25 protein-coding genes are annotated in these 22861 nt (G+C 62.4%); 14 read left to right on the top strand and 11 right to left on the bottom strand.

Annotation, left to right across the window (positions count from 1 at the left end; genetic code table 11):
- Positions 1-21: 21 nt before the first annotated feature.
- The 3 genes from LZ518_RS05830 to LZ518_RS05820 all read right to left on the bottom strand — a co-directional run bounded on the left by LZ518_RS05830 (position 22) and on the right by LZ518_RS05820 (position 1773).
- Entirely contained in the window at positions 22-771 is a 750-nt protein-coding gene (locus tag LZ518_RS05830; RefSeq protein WP_249915074.1) for a DUF72 domain-containing protein, read from the bottom strand.
- A 32-nt stretch (positions 772-803) separates the two neighbouring features.
- Complete coding sequence (locus tag LZ518_RS05825; protein ID WP_249915073.1) at positions 804-1298, bottom strand: YybH family protein; 495 nt, start codon at positions 1296-1298, stop codon at positions 804-806.
- A 76-nt stretch (positions 1299-1374) separates the two neighbouring features.
- Positions 1375-1773, bottom strand: a complete 399-nt coding sequence (locus LZ518_RS05820) for an acyl-CoA thioesterase (protein ID WP_249915072.1) — start codon at positions 1771-1773, stop codon at positions 1375-1377.
- Positions 1774-1873: 100 nt separating this feature from the next.
- On the opposite strand from LZ518_RS05820, the gene LZ518_RS05815 reads away from it, so the two are divergent.
- Both LZ518_RS05815 and LZ518_RS05810 read left to right on the top strand, forming a co-directional pair.
- A complete protein-coding gene (locus tag LZ518_RS05815; RefSeq protein WP_249915071.1) occupies positions 1874-2119 on the top strand; it encodes a hypothetical protein in 246 nt (81 codons plus the stop codon).
- Positions 2116-2814, top strand: coding sequence for an NAD-dependent deacylase (locus LZ518_RS05810; RefSeq protein ID WP_249915070.1), 699 nt, complete (start codon positions 2116-2118; stop codon positions 2812-2814). Before LZ518_RS05815 ends, LZ518_RS05810 begins: the two co-directional genes overlap by 4 nt.
- On the opposite strand, the gene era is transcribed toward LZ518_RS05810, so the two are convergent.
- The 3 genes from era to lepB are packed head-to-tail and all read right to left on the bottom strand — an operon-like array spanning position 2811 to position 5208.
- Entirely contained in the window at positions 2811-3704 is an 894-nt protein-coding gene (gene era / locus LZ518_RS05805) for a GTPase Era (protein ID WP_249915069.1), read from the bottom strand. The genes LZ518_RS05810 and era overlap by 4 nt on opposite strands.
- Entirely contained in the window at positions 3701-4363 is a 663-nt protein-coding gene (rnc, locus tag LZ518_RS05800) for a ribonuclease III (RefSeq protein WP_249915068.1), read from the bottom strand. The genes era and rnc overlap by 4 nt, the downstream gene beginning before the upstream one ends.
- Positions 4360-5208 carry a signal peptidase I gene (gene lepB, locus LZ518_RS05795; RefSeq protein WP_249915067.1) on the bottom strand — a complete coding sequence of 283 codons (849 nt, stop codon included), beginning with the start codon at positions 5206-5208 and terminating at the stop codon, positions 4360-4362. The genes rnc and lepB overlap by 4 nt, the downstream gene beginning before the upstream one ends.
- Before the next feature lie 193 nt (positions 5209-5401).
- Between lepB and pgi the strand changes: the two genes are divergently transcribed.
- The 6 genes from pgi (at position 5402) to LZ518_RS05765 (ending at position 13789) form a co-directional block, all read left to right on the top strand.
- Positions 5402-6913, top strand: a complete 1512-nt coding sequence (gene pgi, locus LZ518_RS05790) for a glucose-6-phosphate isomerase (RefSeq protein WP_249915066.1) — start codon at positions 5402-5404, stop codon at positions 6911-6913.
- Positions 6910-7740, top strand: a complete 831-nt coding sequence (locus LZ518_RS05785) for a retropepsin-like aspartic protease (protein ID WP_249915065.1) — start codon at positions 6910-6912, stop codon at positions 7738-7740. Before pgi ends, LZ518_RS05785 begins: the two co-directional genes overlap by 4 nt.
- Positions 7737-9077, top strand: coding sequence for a glutathione-disulfide reductase (gene gorA, locus LZ518_RS05780; RefSeq protein ID WP_249915064.1), 1341 nt, complete (start codon positions 7737-7739; stop codon positions 9075-9077). The genes LZ518_RS05785 and gorA overlap by 4 nt, the downstream gene beginning before the upstream one ends.
- Before the next feature lie 99 nt (positions 9078-9176).
- Positions 9177-10772 carry a phytoene desaturase family protein gene (locus LZ518_RS05775; protein WP_249915063.1) on the top strand — a complete coding sequence of 532 codons (1596 nt, stop codon included), beginning with the start codon at positions 9177-9179 and terminating at the stop codon, positions 10770-10772.
- Positions 10769-11977: a CaiB/BaiF CoA transferase family protein gene (locus tag LZ518_RS05770; RefSeq protein ID WP_249915062.1), complete on the top strand. Its 1209-nt coding sequence runs from the start codon at positions 10769-10771 to the stop codon at positions 11975-11977. The genes LZ518_RS05775 and LZ518_RS05770 overlap by 4 nt, the downstream gene beginning before the upstream one ends.
- A 63-nt stretch (positions 11978-12040) precedes the next feature.
- Positions 12041-13789 carry a TIR domain-containing protein gene (locus LZ518_RS05765; protein ID WP_249915061.1) on the top strand — a complete coding sequence of 583 codons (1749 nt, stop codon included), beginning with the start codon at positions 12041-12043 and terminating at the stop codon, positions 13787-13789.
- Here LZ518_RS05765 and LZ518_RS05760 read toward each other — a convergent pair.
- Both LZ518_RS05760 and LZ518_RS05755 read right to left on the bottom strand, forming a co-directional pair.
- A complete protein-coding gene (locus LZ518_RS05760; protein ID WP_249915060.1) occupies positions 13786-14511 on the bottom strand; it encodes a hypothetical protein in 726 nt (241 codons plus the stop codon). The two genes, LZ518_RS05765 and LZ518_RS05760, sit on opposite strands and share 4 nt — an antisense overlap.
- Entirely contained in the window at positions 14508-15713 is a 1206-nt protein-coding gene (locus LZ518_RS05755; RefSeq protein WP_249915059.1) for a toxic anion resistance protein, read from the bottom strand. Before LZ518_RS05755 ends, LZ518_RS05760 begins: the two co-directional genes overlap by 4 nt.
- A 216-nt stretch (positions 15714-15929) precedes the next feature.
- Here LZ518_RS05755 and LZ518_RS05750 point away from each other — a divergent pair, with 216 nt between their 5' ends.
- From LZ518_RS05750 to LZ518_RS05740, 3 genes are read left to right on the top strand one after another with little or no spacing between them, the layout of a single operon-like run.
- Positions 15930-17255 (top strand): pilus assembly protein TadG-related protein, encoded by a 1326-nt coding sequence (locus LZ518_RS05750; RefSeq protein ID WP_249915058.1) that lies wholly within the window; start codon positions 15930-15932, stop codon positions 17253-17255.
- Positions 17252-17740 carry a TadE/TadG family type IV pilus assembly protein gene (locus LZ518_RS05745; protein ID WP_249915057.1) on the top strand — a complete coding sequence of 163 codons (489 nt, stop codon included), beginning with the start codon at positions 17252-17254 and terminating at the stop codon, positions 17738-17740. The genes LZ518_RS05750 and LZ518_RS05745 overlap by 4 nt, the downstream gene beginning before the upstream one ends.
- A complete protein-coding gene (locus tag LZ518_RS05740; protein WP_249915056.1) occupies positions 17737-18138 on the top strand; it encodes a TadE/TadG family type IV pilus assembly protein in 402 nt (133 codons plus the stop codon). The genes LZ518_RS05745 and LZ518_RS05740 overlap by 4 nt, the downstream gene beginning before the upstream one ends.
- Here the strand turns inward: LZ518_RS05740 and LZ518_RS05735 are convergent, their stop codons facing one another.
- Entirely contained in the window at positions 18139-18921 is a 783-nt protein-coding gene (locus tag LZ518_RS05735; RefSeq protein ID WP_249915055.1) for an enoyl-CoA hydratase-related protein, read from the bottom strand.
- Positions 18922-19011: 90 nt separating this feature from the next.
- Here LZ518_RS05735 and fsa point away from each other — a divergent pair, with 90 nt between their 5' ends.
- The 3 genes from fsa to LZ518_RS05720 all read left to right on the top strand — a co-directional run bounded on the left by fsa (position 19012) and on the right by LZ518_RS05720 (position 21236).
- Positions 19012-19662: a fructose-6-phosphate aldolase gene (gene fsa / locus LZ518_RS05730; RefSeq protein WP_249915054.1), complete on the top strand. Its 651-nt coding sequence runs from the start codon at positions 19012-19014 to the stop codon at positions 19660-19662.
- Between the two features lie 96 nt (positions 19663-19758).
- Positions 19759-20322 carry a DUF484 family protein gene (locus tag LZ518_RS05725; protein WP_249915053.1) on the top strand — a complete coding sequence of 188 codons (564 nt, stop codon included), beginning with the start codon at positions 19759-19761 and terminating at the stop codon, positions 20320-20322.
- Positions 20304-21236, top strand: coding sequence for a tyrosine recombinase XerC (locus LZ518_RS05720; RefSeq protein ID WP_249915052.1), 933 nt, complete (start codon positions 20304-20306; stop codon positions 21234-21236). Before LZ518_RS05725 ends, LZ518_RS05720 begins: the two co-directional genes overlap by 19 nt.
- A gap of 12 nt (positions 21237-21248) precedes the next feature.
- On the opposite strand, the gene LZ518_RS05715 is transcribed toward LZ518_RS05720, so the two are convergent.
- Both LZ518_RS05715 and gshB read right to left on the bottom strand, forming a co-directional pair.
- Positions 21249-21887 (bottom strand): DedA family protein, encoded by a 639-nt coding sequence (locus LZ518_RS05715; RefSeq protein WP_249915051.1) that lies wholly within the window; start codon positions 21885-21887, stop codon positions 21249-21251.
- Positions 21884-22834, bottom strand: a complete 951-nt coding sequence (gene gshB / locus LZ518_RS05710) for a glutathione synthase (protein WP_249915050.1) — start codon at positions 22832-22834, stop codon at positions 21884-21886. Before gshB ends, LZ518_RS05715 begins: the two co-directional genes overlap by 4 nt.
- Between the last annotated feature and the right edge of the window lie 27 nt (positions 22835-22861).

The raw sequence follows: 22861 nt of genomic DNA, 5'->3' as shown, positions 1-22861 counted from the left end.
GGCCGGTTGATGACCGAAGCGTCAGTCCTTCGCAATGCCCAGCCGTTGTTGGAGCGCCAGCGCTGCGGCCGGAGCGCGGACCTTGGCGCCGTTGATCATGAATGTGTAGCTGTCTTTCTTCCAGCCACTGATCATGTCGGCAAAGTGATCGAGCGAGTTGCTGTGATAGCCGGTCGGCACATCCTCGCTCATCCGCTGCAGCCGCGCGTAGCGAAAGTTGGCCGTATCGGCATCCAGCAGAGGAAATTCGTCGTCATCGCCAAAGACGACCGCAACATCATGATCGCGGCAAAGATCCAGGAAGGCCTCGTCGCGGAAGGATTCGTGGCGCGGCTCGATGACATGGCGAAGCGCCAGGCCATCGAGCTTCTCGGGAAGCAGTTTGAAGAAAGCGGCGATGTCCTCCCGGTCGAACTTCCGCCGCGCGGCCAGCATCCACAGGATCGGACCGAGCCGGTCGTTCAGTGCGCTTAGCCCCTGCGCCAGGAAATTGCCGATACCTTCGCCCGAGTCGGCCAACTTCGGCCGGGTTACCACATATCGCGAACCCTTGACGCTGAACTGGAAGCCGTCGGGCGCCGCCTTGGCCCAATTCTCCCAACTTTTCGAGCTCTGGCGACCGTAAAAGGTGGCGTTGATCTCGATGGCGGTCAGCTTGCTCGCGGCAAATCCGAGCTCCCCCTTCTGGGGCAGGTCATCGGGATAGAACGTCCCGCGCCAAGGCTCGAAGGTCCATCCTCCGATACCGATGCGGGTATTTATGTTGGTCATGCCGCCATCAACCATTCAGCGGCCGAAAAAGTCTATGGCGTTACGGCCGCAGGCACCGGAGGCGGGCCAGGCGTCGTCAGATCCTCTACGGCTTTCCAACTTCCATCCGCCTGCTTGCGATAGACGGTCAAATAGGTGCCGGATTCGGTCTTCGGCTGCTTGGTGCCCGGGTCGGTGTACGTCATCGTATAATGACCGCGGCTCGACGCCAGTTCGCCCGATTGAGCGATCATGATGCGGTCGCTGGCAAAGTCGACCTTTAGTGCCGGGTCGCTTGCAAATCCCGTAAGGAATGCTCCTCGGCTGGCGGCGTCGGTCATGACCGCGGCCCCTGGGCCGGCCAGCCCGGCATCGTCCTGATATTGAGACTTTACGGCCTCGACGTCATGCTTGTTATAGGCTTCCATCCAGGCCGTTTCCTTGGCGCGGATCGCTTGCTCGTCCGCGGCGGTATCGACCTTGACCGCCGGCTTGCAAGCCGAAGTCCCCAACGCGACCGCGACCAACATTAATGTTGCGACCTTCATGATTTGCCTCCCACCTGCTGCACGAGTCGGTGCGGCGGGGAAACAATCACCGTCCGCCATCAGATGCAATCGGGGATCAGTCCTGAGACAGGAATCGCGCGGCAATGTCGCGTGCAAGCCGAGCCGGGCGATGCGAAACTGCATCAAGGCAGCACCAAGTGCTTTTTACCTCGGCCAGCACCACCTCGCCGCGCTTGATTACCGTAGTGAAGAAGGCCCGCGCACCTTCGACTTTTTCGGCAATGACGTCGGCGACAACCAAATCCTCGAGGAAGGTCGGCCGGCGATAGTTTATCTCATGGCTGAGTGCGATCCAGAGGTGCCGCGCAACTGCTTCGGGCGGAGCGACTTTCTCCCAATAGCGAATGACCGCTTCCTGTACCCACTTGAGGTATACGCTGTTGTTGACATGACCCATGTGGTCGATGTCCTCGGCAAGGATGCCGATCGGGTGATGATAAGTGTCGCTCACCATTGGTATCACCCTGAGTGTCGCTGACAATAGTGTCAATACGGTTACCAGCTGACATTGTTCCAATTTGCGCTAGGTTGAGCCATTCGAGCAGGGATACGACATGGCCCGGCCAAATCTGAGCGACCCTGCGGAGCTGAAACAATATCGGCGGGAGCTTCGCGCTTATCTCCGGCCGTGGAGGGTGGCGGGCCTGCTGATGGTCATCGGCGCCTGCTATTGGCTGTTGTTCCGTGATCGGGAGTCGGTAGCGGGCTGGACGTTGATGGCAACCGGCTGGCTCATCCTGCTCACCAGCATCGTCCTTCGCACTCGCTACCATTTGCGCCGGATGCGCGAGCCGGCTTGAGAAACATCGTTGTCCTCACCGGGGCCGGGATCAGCGCGGAAAGCGGCCTGGCCACCTTCCGCGGGCCCGACGGGCTGTGGGAGGGCCATCGAGTCGAGGATGTGGCGACCCCGGAAGCCTTCGCTCGCGATCCCGGGCTGGTTCAGCAATTCTACGATGCGCGACGGGTCCGCCTTGGCGAGGTTGAGCCCAATGCGGCGCACGTCGCATTGGCCCGGCTCGATTCCGAATGGCCGGGCGAGCTCCTCATCATCACCCAAAATGTAGACGATCTGCACGAACGGGCAGGCGCCAAGCGCCTGCTGCACATGCACGGCGAATTGGCCAGCGGCTGGTGCCTGGCTTGCAGCTCGCGCTTTCCCTGGTCTGGTTCAATGGCCGATGGGGCCGGCAATCAATGCCCGCGATGCGGCCTGTTCGGCCAGGTACGTCCGGACATCGTCTGGTTCGGCGAGATGCCTTACGAGATGGATCGGATCGAAGAGGCACTGTCCCATTGCGACCTGTTCGCTTCGATCGGCACGTCCGGCGCCGTCTATCCAGCCGCCGGCTTCGTTCAAACCGCACGCTACTGCGGCGCCCACACGGTTGAGATCAACCTCGAGCCGAGCCAGGGAAGCTTATTCTTTGATGAGCGGCGTTATGGACCCGCCGGCGAAGAGGTGCCCAAGTGGGTCGATGAGCTATTGGCCTAATCGGCCCAATCCAGCCCGATATCCTCGTAAAGCCCGCGATCCTCGCCCCAGCGCGGGTTGACCTTTACGTGCAGGAACAGGTGGACTTTACGGCCGAGATGCTCGGAGATTTCAGCCCGGGCCGCCTGGCCGATTGCTTTCAGCCTGGCGCCGCCCTTGCCGACGACGATCGCCTTCTGGCTGTCGCGCTCGACCATTATCTGCTGGTGAATGACAGTCGAGCCGTCCTTACGGTCTTCCCATTTTTCGGTCGCCACGGCGCTGGCATAGGGCAGTTCCGCATGAAGCTGGTGATAAAGCTGTTCGCGCGTCAGCTCGGCCGCGACCATGCGGTCGGTCACGTCGGTCAACTGGTCCTCGGGAAAATGCCATGGCCCTTCCGGCATGTCGGCCGCGAGCTGGGCCTTTAGCTCGGGAACGCCATCGCCGGTCGTCGCCGAAATCATGAACACCGCTTCAGGCCTCAATCGTTCCGACAGGCGCGCTGCGAGCACGAGCAAATCGTCTTTCTTGGCGATATCGACCTTATTGAGCACCAGGATCTTCGGTTCGGCCCGCTCCTCGACGCCGTGAAGCATATCCTCGACACGAGCGCCAACCTTGGCGGCGGCGTCGATCACCAGCACCACCCGGTCTGCATCTTCGGCGCCTTCCCAGGCGGCCCTGACCATTGCCCGGTCGAGCCGGCGGTTGGGCGAGAAAATGCCAGGCGTGTCGACCAGAAGGATCTGCGCTTCACCTTCGATGGCGATACCCATCAGCCGGGCGCGGGTGGTCTGTGCCTTGGGGCTGACGATCGCGACCTTTTGGCCGACCAGCGCATTGACCAGGGTCGATTTGCCCGCATTTGGGGCGCCGAGCACAGCAACGAGGCCGCAGCGGGGCGTCACTGCAACTGGTCCAGCAGGGCTGCCGCGGCGGCGGTTTCCGCCTCCTGCTTGGAATCGCCCTCGGCCTCCGCCTCGCCATGCCGGCCGAGGCTGACCTTGACCCGGAACCTAGGTGCATGGTGCGGGCCGAACCGGGACAATAGCTCATAGGCCGGGACACCGAACTTCTTCTCGGCGCCAAGCTCCTGCAGCGCCGATTTGGGGTGCATCGGTGCCCGCGTCTGCCCATCGAGGAACGGGGCCCAATGCGATCGCACAAAGTCCTGGGCCCGCTCGATCCCGCCGTCCAGATAGATGGCGCCAAGTATCGCTTCGACGACATCGCCAACGACATTGTCGCTGAGGTTGGCGTGGTCGTCGCGCGCTTGTTTTCCGAGCTTGATGTGGCGCGGCAAATCCAGTGCGCGACCGACATCGGCGCAGGTCTCGCGCGCAACCAGCACGTTGTAGCGACGGCTCATCTTGCCTTCGGGTTCGGTTGGAAACCGCTCATAAAGCCAGCTGGCGACGACCAGGCCGAGCACCCGGTCGCCGAGGAATTCAAGCCGCTCATAGGTGTCGCGTCCATGGCTGCCATGGGTCAGGGCACGCTCGAACAGCTTGGGCTCGCGCGGCTCGCCGCCAATCGCCACCGCGATGAATGAGGGAAGGCCGCTCATGGATGATAATCGTAGCCAAGGCGGTCCGTGCGAAGCGCGCTGAACCAGCTGATCGGATTGATCCAGGATGCGCTGCCGTCGGTCGACCAGAAGGTCCGCTCGGCCCGGCCGACGATTCGGTCGACAGGCACGATGCCCATGCCGCCGGCGAGAACCGAATAACGGCTGTCGAGGCTGTCATCGCGATTGTCGCCCATCACGAACACACCGCCCTGCGGCACAGTCACCGGGCCGAAATTGTCGGCGACACTTTGATCGGTCTGATCGAGCACGACGTAGCTCGGCCCATCAGGAAGTGTCTCGCGGAACGCCGGATATACGCATCCTTGAACGCCGGTCGCAGCCTCGCGCGTCATGGCGATCGCGGGCGGAACCACCCGGCACGGGCTGTTGGGCGATAGCGGCATGACGAAGTCGTCGGCCTGCCGACGCGTCACCGGCTGGCCATTGAGGATCAACTGGCCGCCGGCGACGGCGATGGAGTCGCCCGGAAGGCCAATCACCCGTTTGACCACATCGGCGCCTTCCGGCCCTTCGAAGACGACGATGTCGCCGCGCTTGGGCAGCGATCCGAGGATGCGGCCCTTGAACGGCGGAAATTCGAACGGGAAGCTGGCACTCGAATAGCCGTAGGGCCATTTCGACACGAACAGATAGTCGCCGATCATCATTGTCGGCAGCATCGATCCGGACGGGATGCTGAATGGAGCGACGATCAGACTCCTCAGCAACCACGCCGCGGCGGCGATGATCAGTAATGATTTCAACAGGCTGCCAGGCGTCTCTTTCGTCTCTTGAGACGGCGGATCGGCGTAGTGGCGGCGACGAAACAGGGAAAATGCCATATCGGGTCGCTTTTGAGGGCTAGGCCGCCAAGGTCAAGCAGGGATGGCAAATGGCGGCTGCCCGACACAAGCTTGATCGCATCGGACCTCGATGCGTGAATCAAGGTCGCGGCCAAATGATGAGAGCCTGATTCACGGCCTGCGCGGAAGCGATGCTTCCACGCCGGACGATCAGGCACTAGGAGACATCGCCATGGCGATTCTGGACTGCAAGGCCGCGTGGAAAACCATTGGGGCCGCTCGGCCGCCGCGGCTGGCGGAACTGTTCGATGCGGATCCGCAGCGAGTCGGTGGTTTCAGCAAGGACATCGCATCAATCCATTTCGACTGGTCGAAGACTCACCTCGACGAGGAGGTGCTGGGGGCATTTGCGGTTCTTGCCTATGCGGTCGACTATTATGGCGCGCGCGACTGCCTGTTCGCCGGCGACATCGTCAATCTCACCGAGAACCGTCCGGCGACTCACGTTGCGGAGCGCGGCGAGGGCAAGCCTGATGACAATCATCTGGCCGCCGACCGCCATCAGCGGATGCGCAGCCTGGTCGATGCCATCGAAGGAGGGGCCTTCGGCGAGATCGAATCGATCCTTCATATCGGGATCGGGGGATCGGCACTCGGCCCCGACCTGGTAATTGACGCCCTTGGCCGGGAGGCCGACCGTTTCGAGGTTCGGGTCCTCAGCAACATAGACGGCGAAGCGTTCGAGGAAGCGACCTGGGGCCTTGATCCGGCCTCGACGCTGGTGATTGCCGTCAGCAAGACGTTCACCACCACGGAGACCCTGACCAACGTCGACGCCGCTCTCGAATGGCTGAGAGAGGCCGGCGTCAGCGACCCATACGGACAAGTCATCGCGGTCACCGCGTCGCCGGATAAGGCGATTGAATATGGAATCGACGAGACTCGCATACTCCCGTTCAGCGAAGGAGTTGGCGGCCGCTACTCGCTCTGGTCGTCGGTTGGCCTGTCGATTGCCCTGGCCCTTGGCTGGGGAGCGTTCGAGGAGCTGCTCGAAGGCGCCGCCGAAATGGATCGCCACGTCAAGCTGACCGACGGAACCGCCAACATGGCGCTGCTGGCTGCGTTCGCCGACCTGTTCTACACGCAGAACCGGGGCACTCAGAGCCGCGCGCTGTTCGCCTATGACGAGCGGCTGCGCCTGCTACCCGACTATCTCCAACAACTGGAAATGGAGTCCAACGGCAAGTCGGTGACCGCTGAAGGAGAGCCACTTGGCCGTCCTTCCGCGCCGGTAACCTGGGGAGGAGTGGGGACGGACGCGCAGCATGCGGTGTTCCAGCTGCTCCACCAGGGCACGACCGCCATTCCGGTCGAATTCGTCACGGTGATCGAACATGACGATGGGGTCGACCCCCGCCACCATCAGATGCTGCTGGGCAATTGTTTCGCCCAGGGCGCCGCCCTGATGGCCGGCCGCGACCATGAAGACCCCGCCCGAGCTTACCCCGGCGATCGGCCCTCGACGACGGTCGTGCTGCAACGCCTCGATGCGCGGTCGTTGGGGGCGCTAATCGGATTTTATGAGCATCGCACCTTTGCCAATGCGGTGCTGCTCGGAATCAACCCGTTCGACCAATTCGGCGTCGAGCTGGGCAAGGAAATGGCGCGCTCGCTCGACGATCCGGAGAAGCGGACGCAGCTGGATGCGTCCACTCGCAGCCTGATCGAGAGGGCGGGGCTATGAAGCATGCGCTTCTGGGCGCGTCGGTGCTGATGGCTTCATCAGCCAATGCAGAGCCTCTGATCATCGACAATGGCCGCCTGTTCATCCAGGCGCGGATCAATGGCGTTGCAACCGAGGCGCTGCTCGACAGTGGAGCGGAATCGTCGCTGTTCGATCCAAAGCTGGCGGCCGAGGCGCATTTCGGGGCCGGCGAAAAAGTCATGATGAAAGGCTCCGGCGGGGAGCAGGCCGTTGAGATCGTCTCAAACGTCAGGATAGAGGCGCTGGGCCGGACCATCCCGGCGGCGGAGGTAGTGGTCATGGACATGACCGACCTTTCCGCGAGGCTGATCAAGCGGCCGACCCGGGCGATCGTCGGACGCGAAGTGTTCGACGCTGGACCGATCCGCATCGATCTCGCCAGGTCGGATGTGGAGGCACTGGAGGCCGGCTCGGTTCCGCTCGGCGTCAAGCTGCCGCTGACCGAACATGGCGGCATTGAAGCCGTGCCGGTGAGGATCGGCAAGACCGAGGCGCAGGCAGTAGTCGATTTCGGCAACGGGACCGGCGTGATGATCGGCAAGGAACTGGCCGAGAAGATGAATCTCAAGGTGGTCGGCAAGATGAAGGGCGGGGGGATAGGCGGCGAGATCGAGCGCGATGTCGTCAGGCTTCCTTCGCTGACCCTGGCCGGCAAGACCTTCCGCAATGTCGAGGCGTCGGTCGATGCGACGTCAAGCCGCGCCGAGCTCAACATCGGAACTCCCATCCTCAAGCATTTCGTGGTGACCGCCGACTTCAAGGGCCGGTCAGCCTGGTTCGCACCGGTCAAGGGAGCCGGCCATTGAGCGATTATGACCTCTTCGTCATCGGCGCCGGATCGGGCGGGGTTCGCGCGTCGCGCATCGCCGCGGCCCATGGCGCGAAGGTGGCTGTCGCCGAGGAGCATAAGGTCGGCGGAACCTGCGTCATCCGCGGCTGCGTGCCGAAAAAGCTGCTCGTTTATGGCGCTCACTTTGCCGAGGATTTGAACGACGCCGCGATGTTCGGTTGGGACGTTCCCAAGACCAGTTTCAGCTGGCCGGTACTACGCGACAATGTACTGCGCGAAGTCGAGCGGTTGGAAGGGCTATACAAGCAGACTCTGACCAACCACCAGGTCGAGGTCTTCCACGAACGCGCGACGGTCACCGGCCCGAACGAAGTCACATTGGCATCGGGTAGAAGGATTTCCGCGGGCAAGATCCTGATTTCGACCGGCGCTCGGCCGCAAATGCCCGAGATCGAGGGCATCGAGCATGCGATCAGCTCGAACGAAGTATTCCACCTGCCGGAGCTGCCGAAGCGGATCGTCATTGCCGGCGGGGGCTATATCGCCAATGAATTCGCCGGTATCTTCCATCAATTCGGTGCCCACGTCGTGGTAGTCAACCGCTCGGACGTGATCCTGCGCGGTTACGACGAGCAAATGCGCGACCGGCTGCTGCAGATCTCGATGACCAAGGGAATCGAGTTTCGCTTCAACTCCAGTTTCAACAGGATCGAGAGGCGCGACGACGGGCGCCTTTCGATCGACATGGAGGGTTGCGACGATCTTGAGGCAGACGCGGTGCTATTCGCGATCGGCCGGATCCCCAACACGGAGGGTTTGGGATTGGAAGAGCTTGGAGTCGCGCTCGGTGAGCGGGGCGAGATCAAGGTCGATGCCGACAGCCGCAGCAGCGTGCCGTCGATCTTTGCCGTTGGCGACGTCACCGACCGCATCCAGCTGACCCCGGTCGCGATCCGCGAGGGGCATGCCTTTGCCGACAGCCAGTTCGGCGGAGAACCCTGGACGGTCGACCATGATTGCGTGCCACATGCGGTCTTCTCGCATCCGCCGATCGCAAGCGTCGGCATGACCGAGGGCGAAGCCCGCAACCGGCTTGGCCAGGTCAGGACCTACACCAGCGACTTCCGGCCGATGAAAAATGTGCTTGCCGGCCGCAATGAGCGCTCGCTCTACAAGCTGGTAGTCGATGGCGCGACCGATCGAGTGGTCGGCATCCACATGATCGGGCCGGACGCGCCCGAAATCCTCCAGGCGGCGGCAATCGCGGTCAAGACCGGCCTCAAAAAGGCTGATTTCGACGCGACGGTGGCTTTGCACCCGACAATGTCGGAGGAACTGGTACTAATGCGTTAGACGCTTGCATCGTCATTGCGAGGAGCGCAGCGACGAAGCAATCCATTGGGGCGGGGCTGGATTGCTTCGCTTCGCTCGCAATGACGGAGAGCAGTTGAGTTGCACGACATTTTGATCATTGGGGCCGGCCATAATGGCCTGACCTGCGCCCACTATCTGGCCAAGAAGGGCCTCAAGGTCGCGATCCTCGAGGCGTCCGACAAGGTCGGCGGCGCCGCGGTGACCGACGAGTTCCACCCCGGTTTCCGCAATTCCGCCGCCAGCTACACCGTGTCGCTGCTGCAGCCCAAGGTCATCAAGGACATGGAGCTGGAGCGGCACGGGCTGAAGGTCGTGCTGCGCAAGCGGGACAACTTCCTGCCGGGATATGACGGCAAGTTCCTGCTGACCGGGCGCGACGGGCTGACCAGGGCCGAAATCGCGCGGCACAACCCGGGAGATGGGCCGGCCTATGACCGCTACCATGAGGAATTGGACACGGTCGTCCCGCTGATCCGCAAATGGATACTGAAAGCACCGCCGGGACCAGGCAGAGGTGTCCGCGGCCTGCCGACCCTGGCCAGCCTGGGGCGCGACCTGGTCGGCCTCAAGACCGACGAAATCCGCATCGTTCACGAGTTCGCCACCAAGAGCGCCGGCGACATCCTCGATCGTTTTTTCGAGGGAGATCTGACCAAGGCGCTGTTCGCCTTCGACGGTATCGTCGGCAATTTCGCTTCTCCCTACACACCGGGCACGGCTTACGTCCTGTTGCACCATCTGTTTGGTGAAGCTGCTGGAGTGCCGGGCGCCTGGGGCCATGCGATCGGCGGGATGGGATCGATCACTCAGGCGATGGCCAGCGCCTGCCGGGAGGTGGGCGTCGATATCGTCCTGGGCTCGCCAGTGAGCGAGATCATTGTCGAGAAGGGCCGGGCTGCTGGCCTGGTGTCGGGCGGCAAGAGCTGGCGCGCACCGACCATCGTCGCTGGGGTCAATCCGAAGCTGCTGTTCGACCGGCTGGTGCCGAAAGGCGCGGTCAGCCGCCCGATCGAGGAGCATTTCAACCATTGGGGCTGCGAAAGTGCCACTTTCCGGATGAATGTTGCGTTGGACAAATTGCCGAGCTTCACAGTCAAACCGGGGCGCGGAGACCATCTTACCGCCGGCATCATCATGGCCCCGAGCATGGATTACATGCACCGGGCCTTTGCCGACGCCGCGCTCAACGGCTGGACGTCGAAACCGGTGATCGAAATGCTGATCCCGTCGACGCTCGATCCTAGCCTGGCGCCCAAGGGCAAGCATGTCGCCTCGCTTTTCTGCCAGCACTTTCGCTTCAAATTGCCCGATGGCCGGTCATGGGACGACGAGCGTGAGAAGGCCGCGGATGCGATCATTGCCACAGTCGACGGCCATGCGCCGGGCTTCGCCAAATCGGTCATCGCCCGCCAGATCCATTCGCCCCTGGACCTTGAGCGGCGGTTCGGGCTGATCGGTGGCGATATCTTCCATGGCAAAATGGGGCTGGACCAGCTGTTCAGTGCGCGGCCGATGATCGGCGCGGCCAACTACCGAATGCCGCTGGCCGGACTCTACCTGTGCGGGTCCGGTGCTCATCCGGGCGGCGGCGTAACCGGCGCCCCGGGGCATAATGCGGCGCATGCGATCCTTTCCGACCGGCGCAAGATCTTCAAGAAACGCCGCGCCGCATGACGAAACCGCTGGAGGGGGTCAGAGTCCTCGACCTCAGCCGGGTGCTGGCGGGGCCATGGGCGACCCAGTTGCTGGCCGATCTCGGAGCGGACGTCATCAAGGTCGAAAAGCCCGGCGCGGGTGATGACACCCGCCATTGGGGCCCGCCATGGCACGAGCATGGTGACGAGAAAGTTGCCGCCTATTTCCTAGCCGCCAATCGCGGCAAGAAGTCGGTGGCAATCGATTTCGCAACCGAAGAGGGCGCTGCGCTGGTGCGCAAAATGGCAGCCGACGCCGATGTGGTCATAGAGAATTTCAAAGTCGGTGGACTCAAGAAGTTCGGCCTTGACGCGGCAAGCCTTCGAGCCTCGCACCCGGGGCTAATCTATGCCTCGATCACCGGTTTCGGCCAGGACGGGCCTTACGCGGCGCGGGCCGGCTACGACTATATCATCCAGGGCATGGGCGGGCTGATGAGCCTGACCGGACTGCCAGATGGCGAGCCAGGGGGCGGGCCGATGCGCGCCGGCGTCGCAGTCGCCGACCTGTTCACCGGCATGTACACCGCCAACGCCATCCTTGCGGCGCTGTACCGGCGCCAGCAGACCGGCGAAGGCGCGACGATCGACATGGCACTGCTGGACACGCAGCTGGCGATGCTCGCCAACCAGGCATCGAATTCCCTCGTCAGCGGCAAGGACCCTGGCCGGCAAGGCGCGGGCCACCCGAACATCGTGCCTTATCAGCCGTTCATGGCGGCGGACCAGCCGATTATCATCGCCGTTGGTAACGACAAGCAGTTCGCCAAGCTGGCGGCGATCGTAGGGCATCCCGAATGGGCGGAGAATCCGGCTTATGCCACCAATCCGGCGCGAGTTAGCGCGCGCGAGACGCTGGTACCGATGATCGCCGATATCATTGCGGGGAAGCCGGCGGCCGATTGGCTGGAACGGCTTGAGGGGGCGGGAATTCCCGCCGGGCCTATAAATACGATCAGCCAGGCGCTGGCCGACCCGCAAGCGGTGCATCGCGGCGTTCGGATCCAGGCCGATGGCGGGGCGCTCGGCCCGGTTCCGATGGTCGGCAACCCCATGCGGATCGATGGCGAACAGGCGAATGCGCCGCTGCCGCCGCCGGCGCTGGGCGAACATGGGAGCCTGCTCCGGCAATGGCTTGATGAAGACGACCTGAAACGGCTGAAAGCCGCTGGAATCGTAGGCTGAGTTAAATTCTTGTTAAATTGAAGCCGTTGTCACATACCCGCGCTCTCCCCCGGGGAGGACCGTGTGGCGAAAGTTTTTCTGAGTTACTCTCGCGATGATGTTGCGGCGGCCAAGCAATTGGCCGCCTGCATTGATGGCGCCGGTCACCAGGTCTGGTGGGACCGCCAGATCGAAGGCGGCTCGCGATTTACGGCCGAGATTGATCGCGAGTTGAAGGGTGCCGACGCGGTTGTGGTCATCTGGACCAAATCTTCGGTCGAATCCCCTTGGGTTCAGGACGAAGCCGCGGAAGGGCGCGACAATGGCCGGCTCGTCCCGATCTTGCTTGGTACCGACAAGCCACCGCTTGGCTTCCGCCAATTTCAGTCGATCGATTTTGGAAGTTGGAATGGGGAATCGGACCCGCCGTCCCTAGAAGCCCTGATCCGCGCCATCGCCCAAAAGGGTGGGGAACCTCGTGCAGCGCAACCCAGCGCGAACCAGCCCGTCAAGGGAAGGCAGCATTGTGCAGCGATTTGCGTGTTGCCGTTCGTCAATATGAGCGGCGATCCCGAGCAGGAATATTTCAGCGACGGCATATCGGAAGACATCATCACGGACTTGTCGAAGGTTTCCGCCCTCTCCGTCGTGGCGCGCAACACGGCCTTCCAGTTCAAGGGCGAGGCTGTCGACATCAAGGAGGTCGCAGCCGCTCTTGGCGTCGACCATGTTCTAGAGGGCAGCGTCCGAAAAGCCGGTAATCGGGTGCGGATCACAGCGCAGCTGATCGACGGCACCGCGGGGGATCATCTCTGGGCCGACCGATACGACCGCGACCTGACCGACATATTTGAAATCCAGGATGAGATTTCGAAAGCGATCGTCAGTGCCCTCAAACTCAAGTTGCTGCCCGAAGAGAAGAAGGCGATCGAAACACGCGGCACGCAGAGTGTCGAGGCCTACAATCTCTATCTAATGGCACGCCAGCAATGGACCGAAGGCAGCCTTGGCGACGTCCGTCGCCAGGAAGCGATCGTCCGGATGTGCAAGCACGCACTTACCTTTGATCCGGATTATGCCGAGGCTTGGGCGCTAATGGCCCTTGCCCAATCACAGCTGCGTTTTTGGCACGGAACGGACGTCGATCCTGCGCCGGCCGCCGAAAAGGCTTTATCGATCAATCCGAACCTAGCGGAAGCGCACTGCGTCAAGGCGCATCTGCTCGAGGAACAAGGACGCACCGACGACGCCGTTGGGGAAATCGACACGGCAGTCCGACTTGATCCGGAATCGTGGGAGGTGAACCGCGAGGCGGCACGGTTGCTTTTCCGTCAGGGTCGGATCCGCGACTCCATTCCTTATTTTGAGAAGGCCGTATCCCTGATGGATTGGGATTGGCACAACGCGTTCATGTTGATTACTTGCTATCGTGAAACCGGCGAGCCCGAAAAGCTTCAGCGGGCTGCACAGATATCTGTCGATCGGTCGGAAAAGGCGATGGCTAAGGACCCGTCCAATTCGACCGTGCTCGCCGGCGGCGCCAGCGCGCTCGCAGCTCTTGGCGAAGACGAAAGAGCCAGAGAGTGGATCAGTCGCGCACTCCTGCTCGACCCTGACAATAATATCATGCGTTACAATCTGGCATGCGCGCTTGCCACCGATCTCCGTGATGCCGATCAGGCCATAGAAGTCCTTGAGCCATATTTCTCCACGACATTGGGCGTAAGCCATATCCGGCATGCTGAGGTCGACCCCGACCTGGACGTTTTGCGGGAAGATTCGCGGTTCAAGAGCATGCTTGCAGCGGCGAAAACGCGGTTGGAAATCGCCTAGCCGTCGATCGGCTTTTCCGAATAACGCGACTGGATAAAGCGGCCTTGGGTTTCGAACGCTGCCATGTCGGCACGTGCCAGCTTTTCCGAGATTTCAGTGAGCGCCTGCCGCCCGGCGGCCAGCGCTTCGACCAGCCTTTCATCGACGCTAACGTTTTCGCCATCTCGCTGGCCGCGATAGGCCGCGGGGACATGGACATAACGGTCGATCAGGTTGGGCAAATGGACCGACATCAAACGCCGCGCATCCTGCGCGTTGGGGTCCAGGTCCGGGATCCGCTCCAGCGTTTGGCGCAGGGCCGGGAGCTGTGCCGACAATTGGTCGAGCTCGGCTTGCGCAGGCGCCGGCAGGGCCCGACGCGCGCGAAACAGATAGCTATCGAAGCGGCCGACCATCTGGCCGTTGGGCAGGTCGGGCGTGACATTGGGCGCCGCAATCTCCTTGCCGCCTGAGAACAGCAGCATCGCGCCGACCCCGATGGCCAGGCCAACTGCCGCGAGGAAGCCGAACATTCCAATCGGCGTAATCAGGCCGACGACAATCGTGGCGATGCTTATCAGCAGCACCGCGATGCCGATGCGGCCCAGCGTCTTGCCGACGCCGGCATTCAGTCGCTGACGTTCTCGCCTGGCGGCATCCCGCGCCGCTCCACCGCGTTCGTCGAGGGACCGCATAACGCGGTCGGCACGGGCAATCGCAATCTCGGTCTTGTCCGACGTCATTTCTGCTCAATAGGCGTGAACGGTGAGGTGGCGCTTTCCAGCTTGCCCTGAGCAACGCCTTCGGCCCGGGCGATATAGCCGCGCGATTTCTCGACTTCGTTGCCAAGCGTGTCGACCGTCTGCTTCATATTGGCCAGCGCGGCCAGCTTGAACTGGTCGATCTGATCCATCGTGTCGTAAATATTCTGGAAGGCGCGCTGCAGCGTTTCCAGCGGGATGGTCGACGATGCGGCCTGCTCGTGGATTGCGCCGCTCTGCGTCTTCAGCATCTCGCCCGTTGAATCGATCATTCCGGCGGTGGTGGTGTTGAGCGCCGTGATCTGCTGCAGAACTAGTTTCTGGTTGGTCATTGCCTGGGCGACAGTAACCGCAGTGCGAAGGGCCGAGACGGTGGTAGTCGATGCCCGGTCGACGCCCTTAACCAGCTCGACATTATTCTTCTTGACGAGGTCGAGCGCTAGGTAGCCCTGCACCGTCACTGCCATTTGGGTCAGCAGGTCAGTCGTGCGTTGGCGTGTGTAAAATAGCGCGCTCTCCCGGATAGCCTTGGCCTTGGCCGGCTCCGTGGCATCGAGCTCGTTGGCTTTGTCCTCGAGCTGTTTGTCGAGGCTCTTGCTGATGTGAACCATCTGCTCGAGCCGATGCATCGTCTTCCACAGGCCGGCGCGCTCGGTGTCGATGGCGGCGTTATCCATCAGCAATTCGTCCTTGCCGTTGGCCAGGCTGCCGAGGATCTTCGAAATGTGAGTCTGGGAACTCCGGTATTTGTCGAAATAGCGATCGACCCGGTTCCCGAATGGAATGATGCCCAAGAGCTTTCGGGTCTTGGTTGCTTCCTTAGGGTCGAGCGATTCTACCGTCCGGCGGAGTTCGGTCAGGTCGGCGCCAATTCCCGTATCCTTGTCGATCGCCTTGACCGGCCGATCGAGGAAACGGTTGGAAGCGCCGGCAGCTTCGGCGATTTCCTTGCGGCCCATTGCCGTCAGCTGGTCGACCTTCTTGCCGAATTCGGGACTGTTGCTGTCCAGCGCGGCCAATTCATCGACGAACTTGGCGACCTTCTGGTCAAGCTCGCTGGTTTCCTCGCTCTTCAGCGGAACGAGGCCGGAAGCTTCATTGACGGCGATCGGCTGGAGCGCATCGGGCGGGTCCAGCTTGATCTTGGTCGCGGTCTCGGTCGTGGTCGACGGGTCGCTGGCCATGGCTAATAGTCCTTCTCTTCCCTGTTGTCGCGGAGGGTGGAACGCCCGCCGTTCCCGCGCAAGGGTCTATCAACTGTATTATAGGTGTAAGACGCGCCGCTTCAAGCGTCCCGCGATTGGACGTGGTTAGTGAACCGTCAACCACGCGTCGGAACGCTTCGCTTACCGTGTCCGCGCTAGAGCACTCCAAACGCGTTCATCCGGCGAGGAAAGAAGATGCTCAAGGCATTCAACAAGCTGTGGAACAACGAGCGGGGCAATATGGTGGTCATCGCGGCCGCGGCACTGCCCATGCTGGTCGGTTCGGCCGGTCTCGCCACCGACACGATCCAGTGGGCGCTATGGAAGCGCCAGCTGCAGCGCGCGGCAGACTCCGCCGCCATCGCCGGCGTTTACGATCGGTTCGGGCATGACGGGGCCACCACCAACACGGCGACGGCGGTCGACCACGACCTGACGCTCAACCAGCATACCAATATGGGTCTGGAGTCGGGTTATCCGGTGGTTACTTTCCCGGCCAACGCGGGCAGCAACCGCAACCAGGTGAGAGTGGTGCTAGCCGTGCAGAAGGAGCTGTCGTTCAGCTCGATGTTCCTGCCGGCGGCCCCGGTCATCAAGGCGACTGCGCAGGCCGCAGGCGTTTCGACTTCGGGCGACTTCTGCGTGCTGAGCCTTCAGCACAACGGCAAGACCGGTATCCAGGCGACCGGTAACGCATCGATCGTGATGGATTGCGGAATGATGACCAATTCGACCGCGACCAACGCCGCAGCCGGCCAGGGCAGCTCCAGTGTTACCGCAACTACCATTGCGGCCTCGGGCGGCATCCAGCAGTCGAGCAACTGGACCGTCGACAGCTACCAGCCCTATTCGCCGCAGCTGGACGATCCTTATGAGAATCTCGACCCGTCCGACGCCGACCATGACTTCGACAGCTGCCCGGCGAATCCGCCTTCGCTCACCATCAACAATGGCAACACCGGCCAGACGATCCCGGCTGACAAATGTTACAGCTCGATCAGCGTCCAATCGAACCGGAGCGTGACCTTCAGCAACGTCAATGGCGGCGACAAGGTCATCGTCACCGGTGGTGGAGTGAACGTCCAGGGCACGCTGCACCTCAATGGCGTGGCGCTGATCATCACCAACCGCAGCACCTCGTCGTCGGCGACAATCGGCACGCTCGACATGAACTCCAGCGGCCAGATCGACTCCACAGCGCCGACCAGCGGCAAGTGGGCGGGCATGGCGATCTATCAGGACCGCCGCGCCGTCGATAACTCGCCGACCGGTACCATCAGCGCCAACAGCCCGAACAAGATCAATGGCAACTCGACCAACAAGATCCGGGGCGTGGTCTATTTCCCGAATCAGCAGATCACTTACAACGGTACCGGCACCGGTACGGCGACCTGCACCCAGTTCGTCGCCAAGCGAATCTACTGGTCGGGCAACTCGGGCGTGAACAACTTCACCAAGAACTGCCCCGGGTCGGGCATCCAGGCAATCAACGCGCCGCTCAAAGTGAGGCTGGTCGCGTGATCAGGCTGCTCAAATCCCTTCGCCGCGACAAGAGCGGCGCCGTGATCATCGAATTCGCGTTCGTCGCGCCGATCCTCGCGCTGATCACGATCGGCGTGGTCGACATGTCGAACGCATTCGGCCGCAAGCTGATGCTTGAGCAGGCTGCCCAGCGATCGATCGAGAAGATCATGCAAACGACCGGCGTGCTTACCGTCGAGGACACGATCGCGACCGAAGCGGTCTGCCAGTACAATGGCACCAACGAAAACGGCAGCTGCAAGACCAGCCCGATCACCACTGCCAACGTCACCGTCCAACACCGGATGGAATGCGATGGCGTCGAGACCGAAGACGAGGAATGCGCCCAGGGCGAGGTCGAATCGCGCTGGATCGAGGTGACTGTTCGCGACAATTATGAGCCGATGTTCCCGGTGCACTTCAGCGGCGTGAACGAAGACGGCACATATCACCTCCAGGCCGTTGCCGGCATGAGGACACAATGATGCGCCTGGTCAGCAAGCTACGCCGCGACGATCGCGGAGCGGCCATCATCGAGACGGCGTTCGCACTGCCGGCGCTGGTCCTCATGATGTGGATGATCGTCCAGGCAGGGCTGGTCTTCCGCGCCATGTCGGGCATCCAGCACGGCCTCGGCCAGGGCGCGCGGACAGCGACGCTATTCCCGAAACCGGCAGATTCGGTCATCGAAACAGCGATTTCCGATGCGGTCTACGGCATCGGTCCAGGCACGTTCGCCATTGATCCGCCCGTTTCCGGAACGGCCGATGGCGCAACCTATCTCGACCTTCGGGTGACCTACACGCAGGAAACCGACATGCTGCTGTTTCCTGGGCCTACCATCACCGTGGCGCGCTCCAAGCGGGTGTGGATCGCCAGCTGATCAGGCGGCGGGTGCCTTTGCCCGCGCCGCGAAGAAGGCGGTGATCGCCGCCTTGACCTCGTCTGATTGAAGCCGTTCGGCAAAGTGGCCGTTCTCCAGCTCCATCCGCCCCAGAATTTCGTCCGTATCTTCGCGGCGCAGCAACCTCTGGGTCTGTCGCAGCGCCTCCGGCGGCTTGGCGAGCAGCGCAGCGACCAAGCCTGCCAACGCCCCGTCTAGCCCACCTTTCGGAACTACATGGCTGGCCAGGCCCATGTCCCGGGCTTCGACCGCTCCAAACGGTTCGCCCAGCAACAGGTGCCGCGCGGCATTGCGGCGGCCGGCGAGGCGCGGGAATAGCAGCGAGCTCGCTGCCTCGGGGACCAGCCCAAGGTCGACGAACGGCATGACGAAGCGGCATCCCTCCTCGGCCAGGACGAAGTCGCAATGAAACAACATCGTCGTGCCAATGCCGACCGCATTGCCGTGAACCGCCGCGACGATCGGCACCTGGTTCTTGGCCAGGGCGCGCAGCAACCGCCAGACCGGCAAATCCTCACCCGAGTCCGGGTCGGGCATTTTCTGGAGAAAATCGCCGAGATCGTTGCCGGCCGTAAAATCCTCGCCCTGTCCCTCGAGCGTGATCAGGCGGATCGAGCCGTCGGCCGCGGCGCCTTCAATGGCGTCGGCCAGGGCGGCGTACATCGCAACGGTAATGGCGTTCCTTCGTTCTGGTCTTGCCAGGACGATCGACAGGACGCCGTCGGGCCGCTGTTCGACCAGCACATGCGAGTCATTCGACATTGGCGCTCCCCATGCTCGAATCGGATGACCAGTGTGAACTCAGCCGCTAGGGGTAGGCAAATTTCCGGGAAACCGTAGGGACCAAACAAGATGAAATTCTTCGCCGACACCGCCGAAATCGCCGAAATCAGGGAATTGCAGGACACTGGCCTGCTCGATGGGGTGACCACCAACCCGTCGCTCGTGAAAAAATCCGGTCGGGACTTTCTTGAGGTCGTCAAGGAAATCGCCGCAGTAGTGAAAGGCCCGGTCTCGGCCGAGGTGGTCGCGACCGACTATGACGGAATGATGCGCGAGGCGGACGTTTTGCGGAAACTCGCCGACAATATCGCGGTCAAGGTCCCGCTGACGATCGACGGGCTCAAGGCCTGCAAGTCGCTTTCCGGCGATGGGACGATGGTCAATGTCACATTATGTTTCTCGGCCAATCAGGCGCTGCTCGCGGCCAAGGCCGGGGCGTCGTTCATTTCGCCGTTCGTTGGCCGCCTGGACGACATCAGCCAGCCGGGCATCGAGCTGATTGCCGACATTCGCCTGATCTACGACAATTATGATTTTGCGACAGAAATCCTGGTCGCAAGCGTGCGCAACCCGATCCATGTGCTCGAAGCCGCAAAGATCGGCGCCGATGTGATGACCGCGCCGACGGCAGTGATTTGGCAGCTGTTCAAGCATCCGCTGACCGATAATGGCATGGCCGCCTTCCTCAAGGACTGGGAAGCCACGGGCCAAAAGATTTGAGCGCAGTGGTCCGGGGGACTACTGCAGGCGAAAATCTGGGATAAAATTCGGCTGATTTAGGCGGATTATTAACCCTGTCGCGGTAGGAATCGCGACATGTCGAGGGTGATTCCTTTCGAAGAGCGCGCGGTTGCGCATCTCCGCGACCGGTTGGGCGAGGCGACCAGCGCCAATAAGGATCTGATCGCCTATGCGCGCGGCCATTCGGGGGCGAGCGCGGCAATCCATGCTGCTGTTCTGGCGCTGATTGAGGCGGACAGCCTGGAAGCGCTGTTCGACGTCATTCGTCACGACTGGCCGCGGTTGTTGGGGCTGGATTATTCGGCGCTCGCCCTGGTTGCCGACGGCAAGGGCTTCCGTGTCGAATCCGGCTATGTCGGAACGGTCGAACCCAAGATCGTCGACCGCGCGATCGGCAGGCTTGAGCCGGTTACCATGCGGACAGTCGATTGCGGCCATCCGCTATTTGGCGCGGCGGCCAGGCATATCCGGTCTGAAGCGCTGGTCATTCTGCCCGCGGAAGCACCGTTGCCCTATGGATTGCTGCTCCTCGGGCAGAGGGATACCGCCTGCCTCGACAATCGGCACGGCTCCGAATTGCTGGGATTCCTTGGGGCCAGCCTAAGCGCTATGCTGCGCCGGTGGCTGATGAACGGCTAGATCAGGAAGGGCATCCGGCGCGCGCGCTTGCCGCACGCTGGGCCTCCTATCTCGCCAACGATCGTCGCCGCAGCCCGCACACGGTTCGCGCCTATGTCGCCACGGCCCATCGCCTGATCGAATTTCTCGGCCGCCATCGCGGCGAGGAAATTGGCCGGTTCAGCCTGCTCAATGTCCACGCAACCGACCTGCGCGCATTTCTGGCCGACCGGCGGGGCGCGGGGCTGGGCGCGTCATCGGCGGCACGCGAAATGTCGGCGGTGCGCGCATTCCTTACATTCGCTGCCGAAGCCCAGGGAAATGCGCCGCAGCTGCCACGGACCCGGGCGCCGAAGCGACCACGTACCTTGCCGAGGCCGGCAAGTCCGGATGATGCCATCGCGTTGGCCCAGGAAGCTGAAATCGCCGCACCCAACGATTGGCTCGGCGCGCGCGACCTGGCGATCCTGCTGCTGCTGTACGGGGCGGGCCTGCGCGTTGCCGAGGCAATGGGCCTGACCGCGCGCGTCCTGCCGCTAGGCCAGGCGATGCGGGTTACCGGCAAGCGCAACAAGACGCGGATCGTGCCGCTGATTCCGGCGGTAAAACAAGCGATCGAAGCCTATGTCGCACTATGCCCTTACCCGCTGACCGGTGATGCACCCTTGTTCGTTGGAGCCAAGGGCGGACCTCTCAACGCCGATCTCGTCCGGCGGGCAGTGCGCGGCGCGCGGACGCGGCTCGGATTGCCGGACTCGCTGACGCCACACGCCCTGCGCCACAGCTTCGCGACCCATTTGCTCGCCCGGGGTGCCGATTTGCGCTCGCTGCAGGAACTGCTTGGCCACGCCAGCCTGTCGTCGACCCAAATCTATACCGAGGTCGATGCGGCGCGACTGCTCGACGTCTATCGCCACGCCCACCCAAGGGCGTGAGGATTTCCCGAATCAGAGACTGGTCAGGTCAGTTTGGGAGATTTCTTCTTCGACCGGCATGTTGCGGTGGGTCCACAGCCGGTAGATATAGCCTGCGACCAACACGACGAGGATGGCGTTGGCGGCCGGACCGATGACCTTGTCGACATCGCGATAATTCTCGCCGAGCTTGAATCCGGCACCAGCCAGGATCGCGGTCCAGGCCGCCGTTCCAAGTGTCGACGCCAGCATGAATCGCCGGAAGCTCATCTTCAGCAAGCCGGCAGGGACCGAAACCAGGCTGCGCACCGTCGGCAGCAACCGGCCGAGGAACACGAAGAAGGTGCCATGCTCGTCGAACCAGCGTTGAGCGCGAGCGACCTCCGACCAGCTCATCGTGATCCAGCGGCCCCAGCGGCGAATGATCGGCTCCAGGCGCTGGATGCCGAGCGCCCGGGCGGCGAGGTACCACAGGATGTTGCCGAGCATTGCCCCGGCGGTGCCGGCCACGACCACGAACCCATAGTTGAGCTTGCCCTGGCCGGCCGCGACGCCGGCAACCGACATGATGACTTCCGACGGGATCGGCGGAAACACCGTCTCCAGGAACATCAGGAAGCCGACACCGAGATAGCCTGACTGCTCGATCAGGCGCACAATCCAATCGCTCATCGAGCTGCGACTTTTGCTTCGATCGCGTCCCAGATTAGGCCGGGCGTGTCGCTGCCGTTGAACTGGTCGATTGCGACGATCCCGGTCGGCGAGGTGACATTAATCTCGGTCATCATGCCGCCGATTACGTCAATCCCGACGAACAGCAGGCCGCGCCGCTTGAGCTCTGGCCCGATCGCCGCGCAAATCTCGCGCTCGCGATCGGTCAATTCGGTCCGCTCGGCGGTGCCGCCGGCGGCGAGGTTGGAACGAAACTCTCCGGACTTGGGGCGACGGTTGATTGCGCCCGCAACCTCTCCGTCGACCAGAACGATGCGCTTGTCGCCTTCGGTCACCGACGGGAGAAAGGCCTGGGCGATGAACGGCTCCTTCCAGATCGATCCGAACAGCTCCGTAAGCGCCGTGAGGTTGGTGCCGTCGCCGCCGATGCGGAACACGCCTTCGCCGGCCTTGCCGTGCAGCGGCTTGACCACAATCTCGCCATGCTTGGCATGAAACTCCCGGATTTCTGCCAGATTCCGGCTAATCATCGTCGGCGGCATATACTCTGCGAAGTCGAGCACGAACAGCTTTTCGGGCGCATCACGGACCGACCTCGGGTCGTTGGCGACCACTGTCTTGTCGGCGATCCGCTCGAGTAAATAAGTGGCAGTGATGTAGCCGATGTCGAACGGCGGATCCTGCCGCATCAGGATTACGTCGACGTCGCTGGCCAGGTCGAGAATGGCGGGTTCGCCAGCGCTGAAATGATTGCCTTCGATTCGTTGGACGGAGACCGGGCGGGCTCGGGCGCGAACCCGGCCGTCCTCGTAGCTCAAATCCTCGGCCAGGTAGTGAAACTGACGATGACCGCGCTCCTGCGCTTTCAGCATTAGCGCGAACGTGGAATCGCCGGCGATGCCGATCTTTTCCAGCGGGTCCATTTGCACGGCTACTGTGAGGCTCATGCGCGCCGACTATTCGAAGCCGCAGCC

It is taken from the genome of Sphingomonas brevis (assembly GCF_023516505.1).
Taxonomy (GTDB): Bacteria; Pseudomonadota; Alphaproteobacteria; order Sphingomonadales; family Sphingomonadaceae; genus Sphingomicrobium; species Sphingomicrobium breve.
This window is presented reverse-complemented; position numbering and strand designations above follow the sequence as displayed.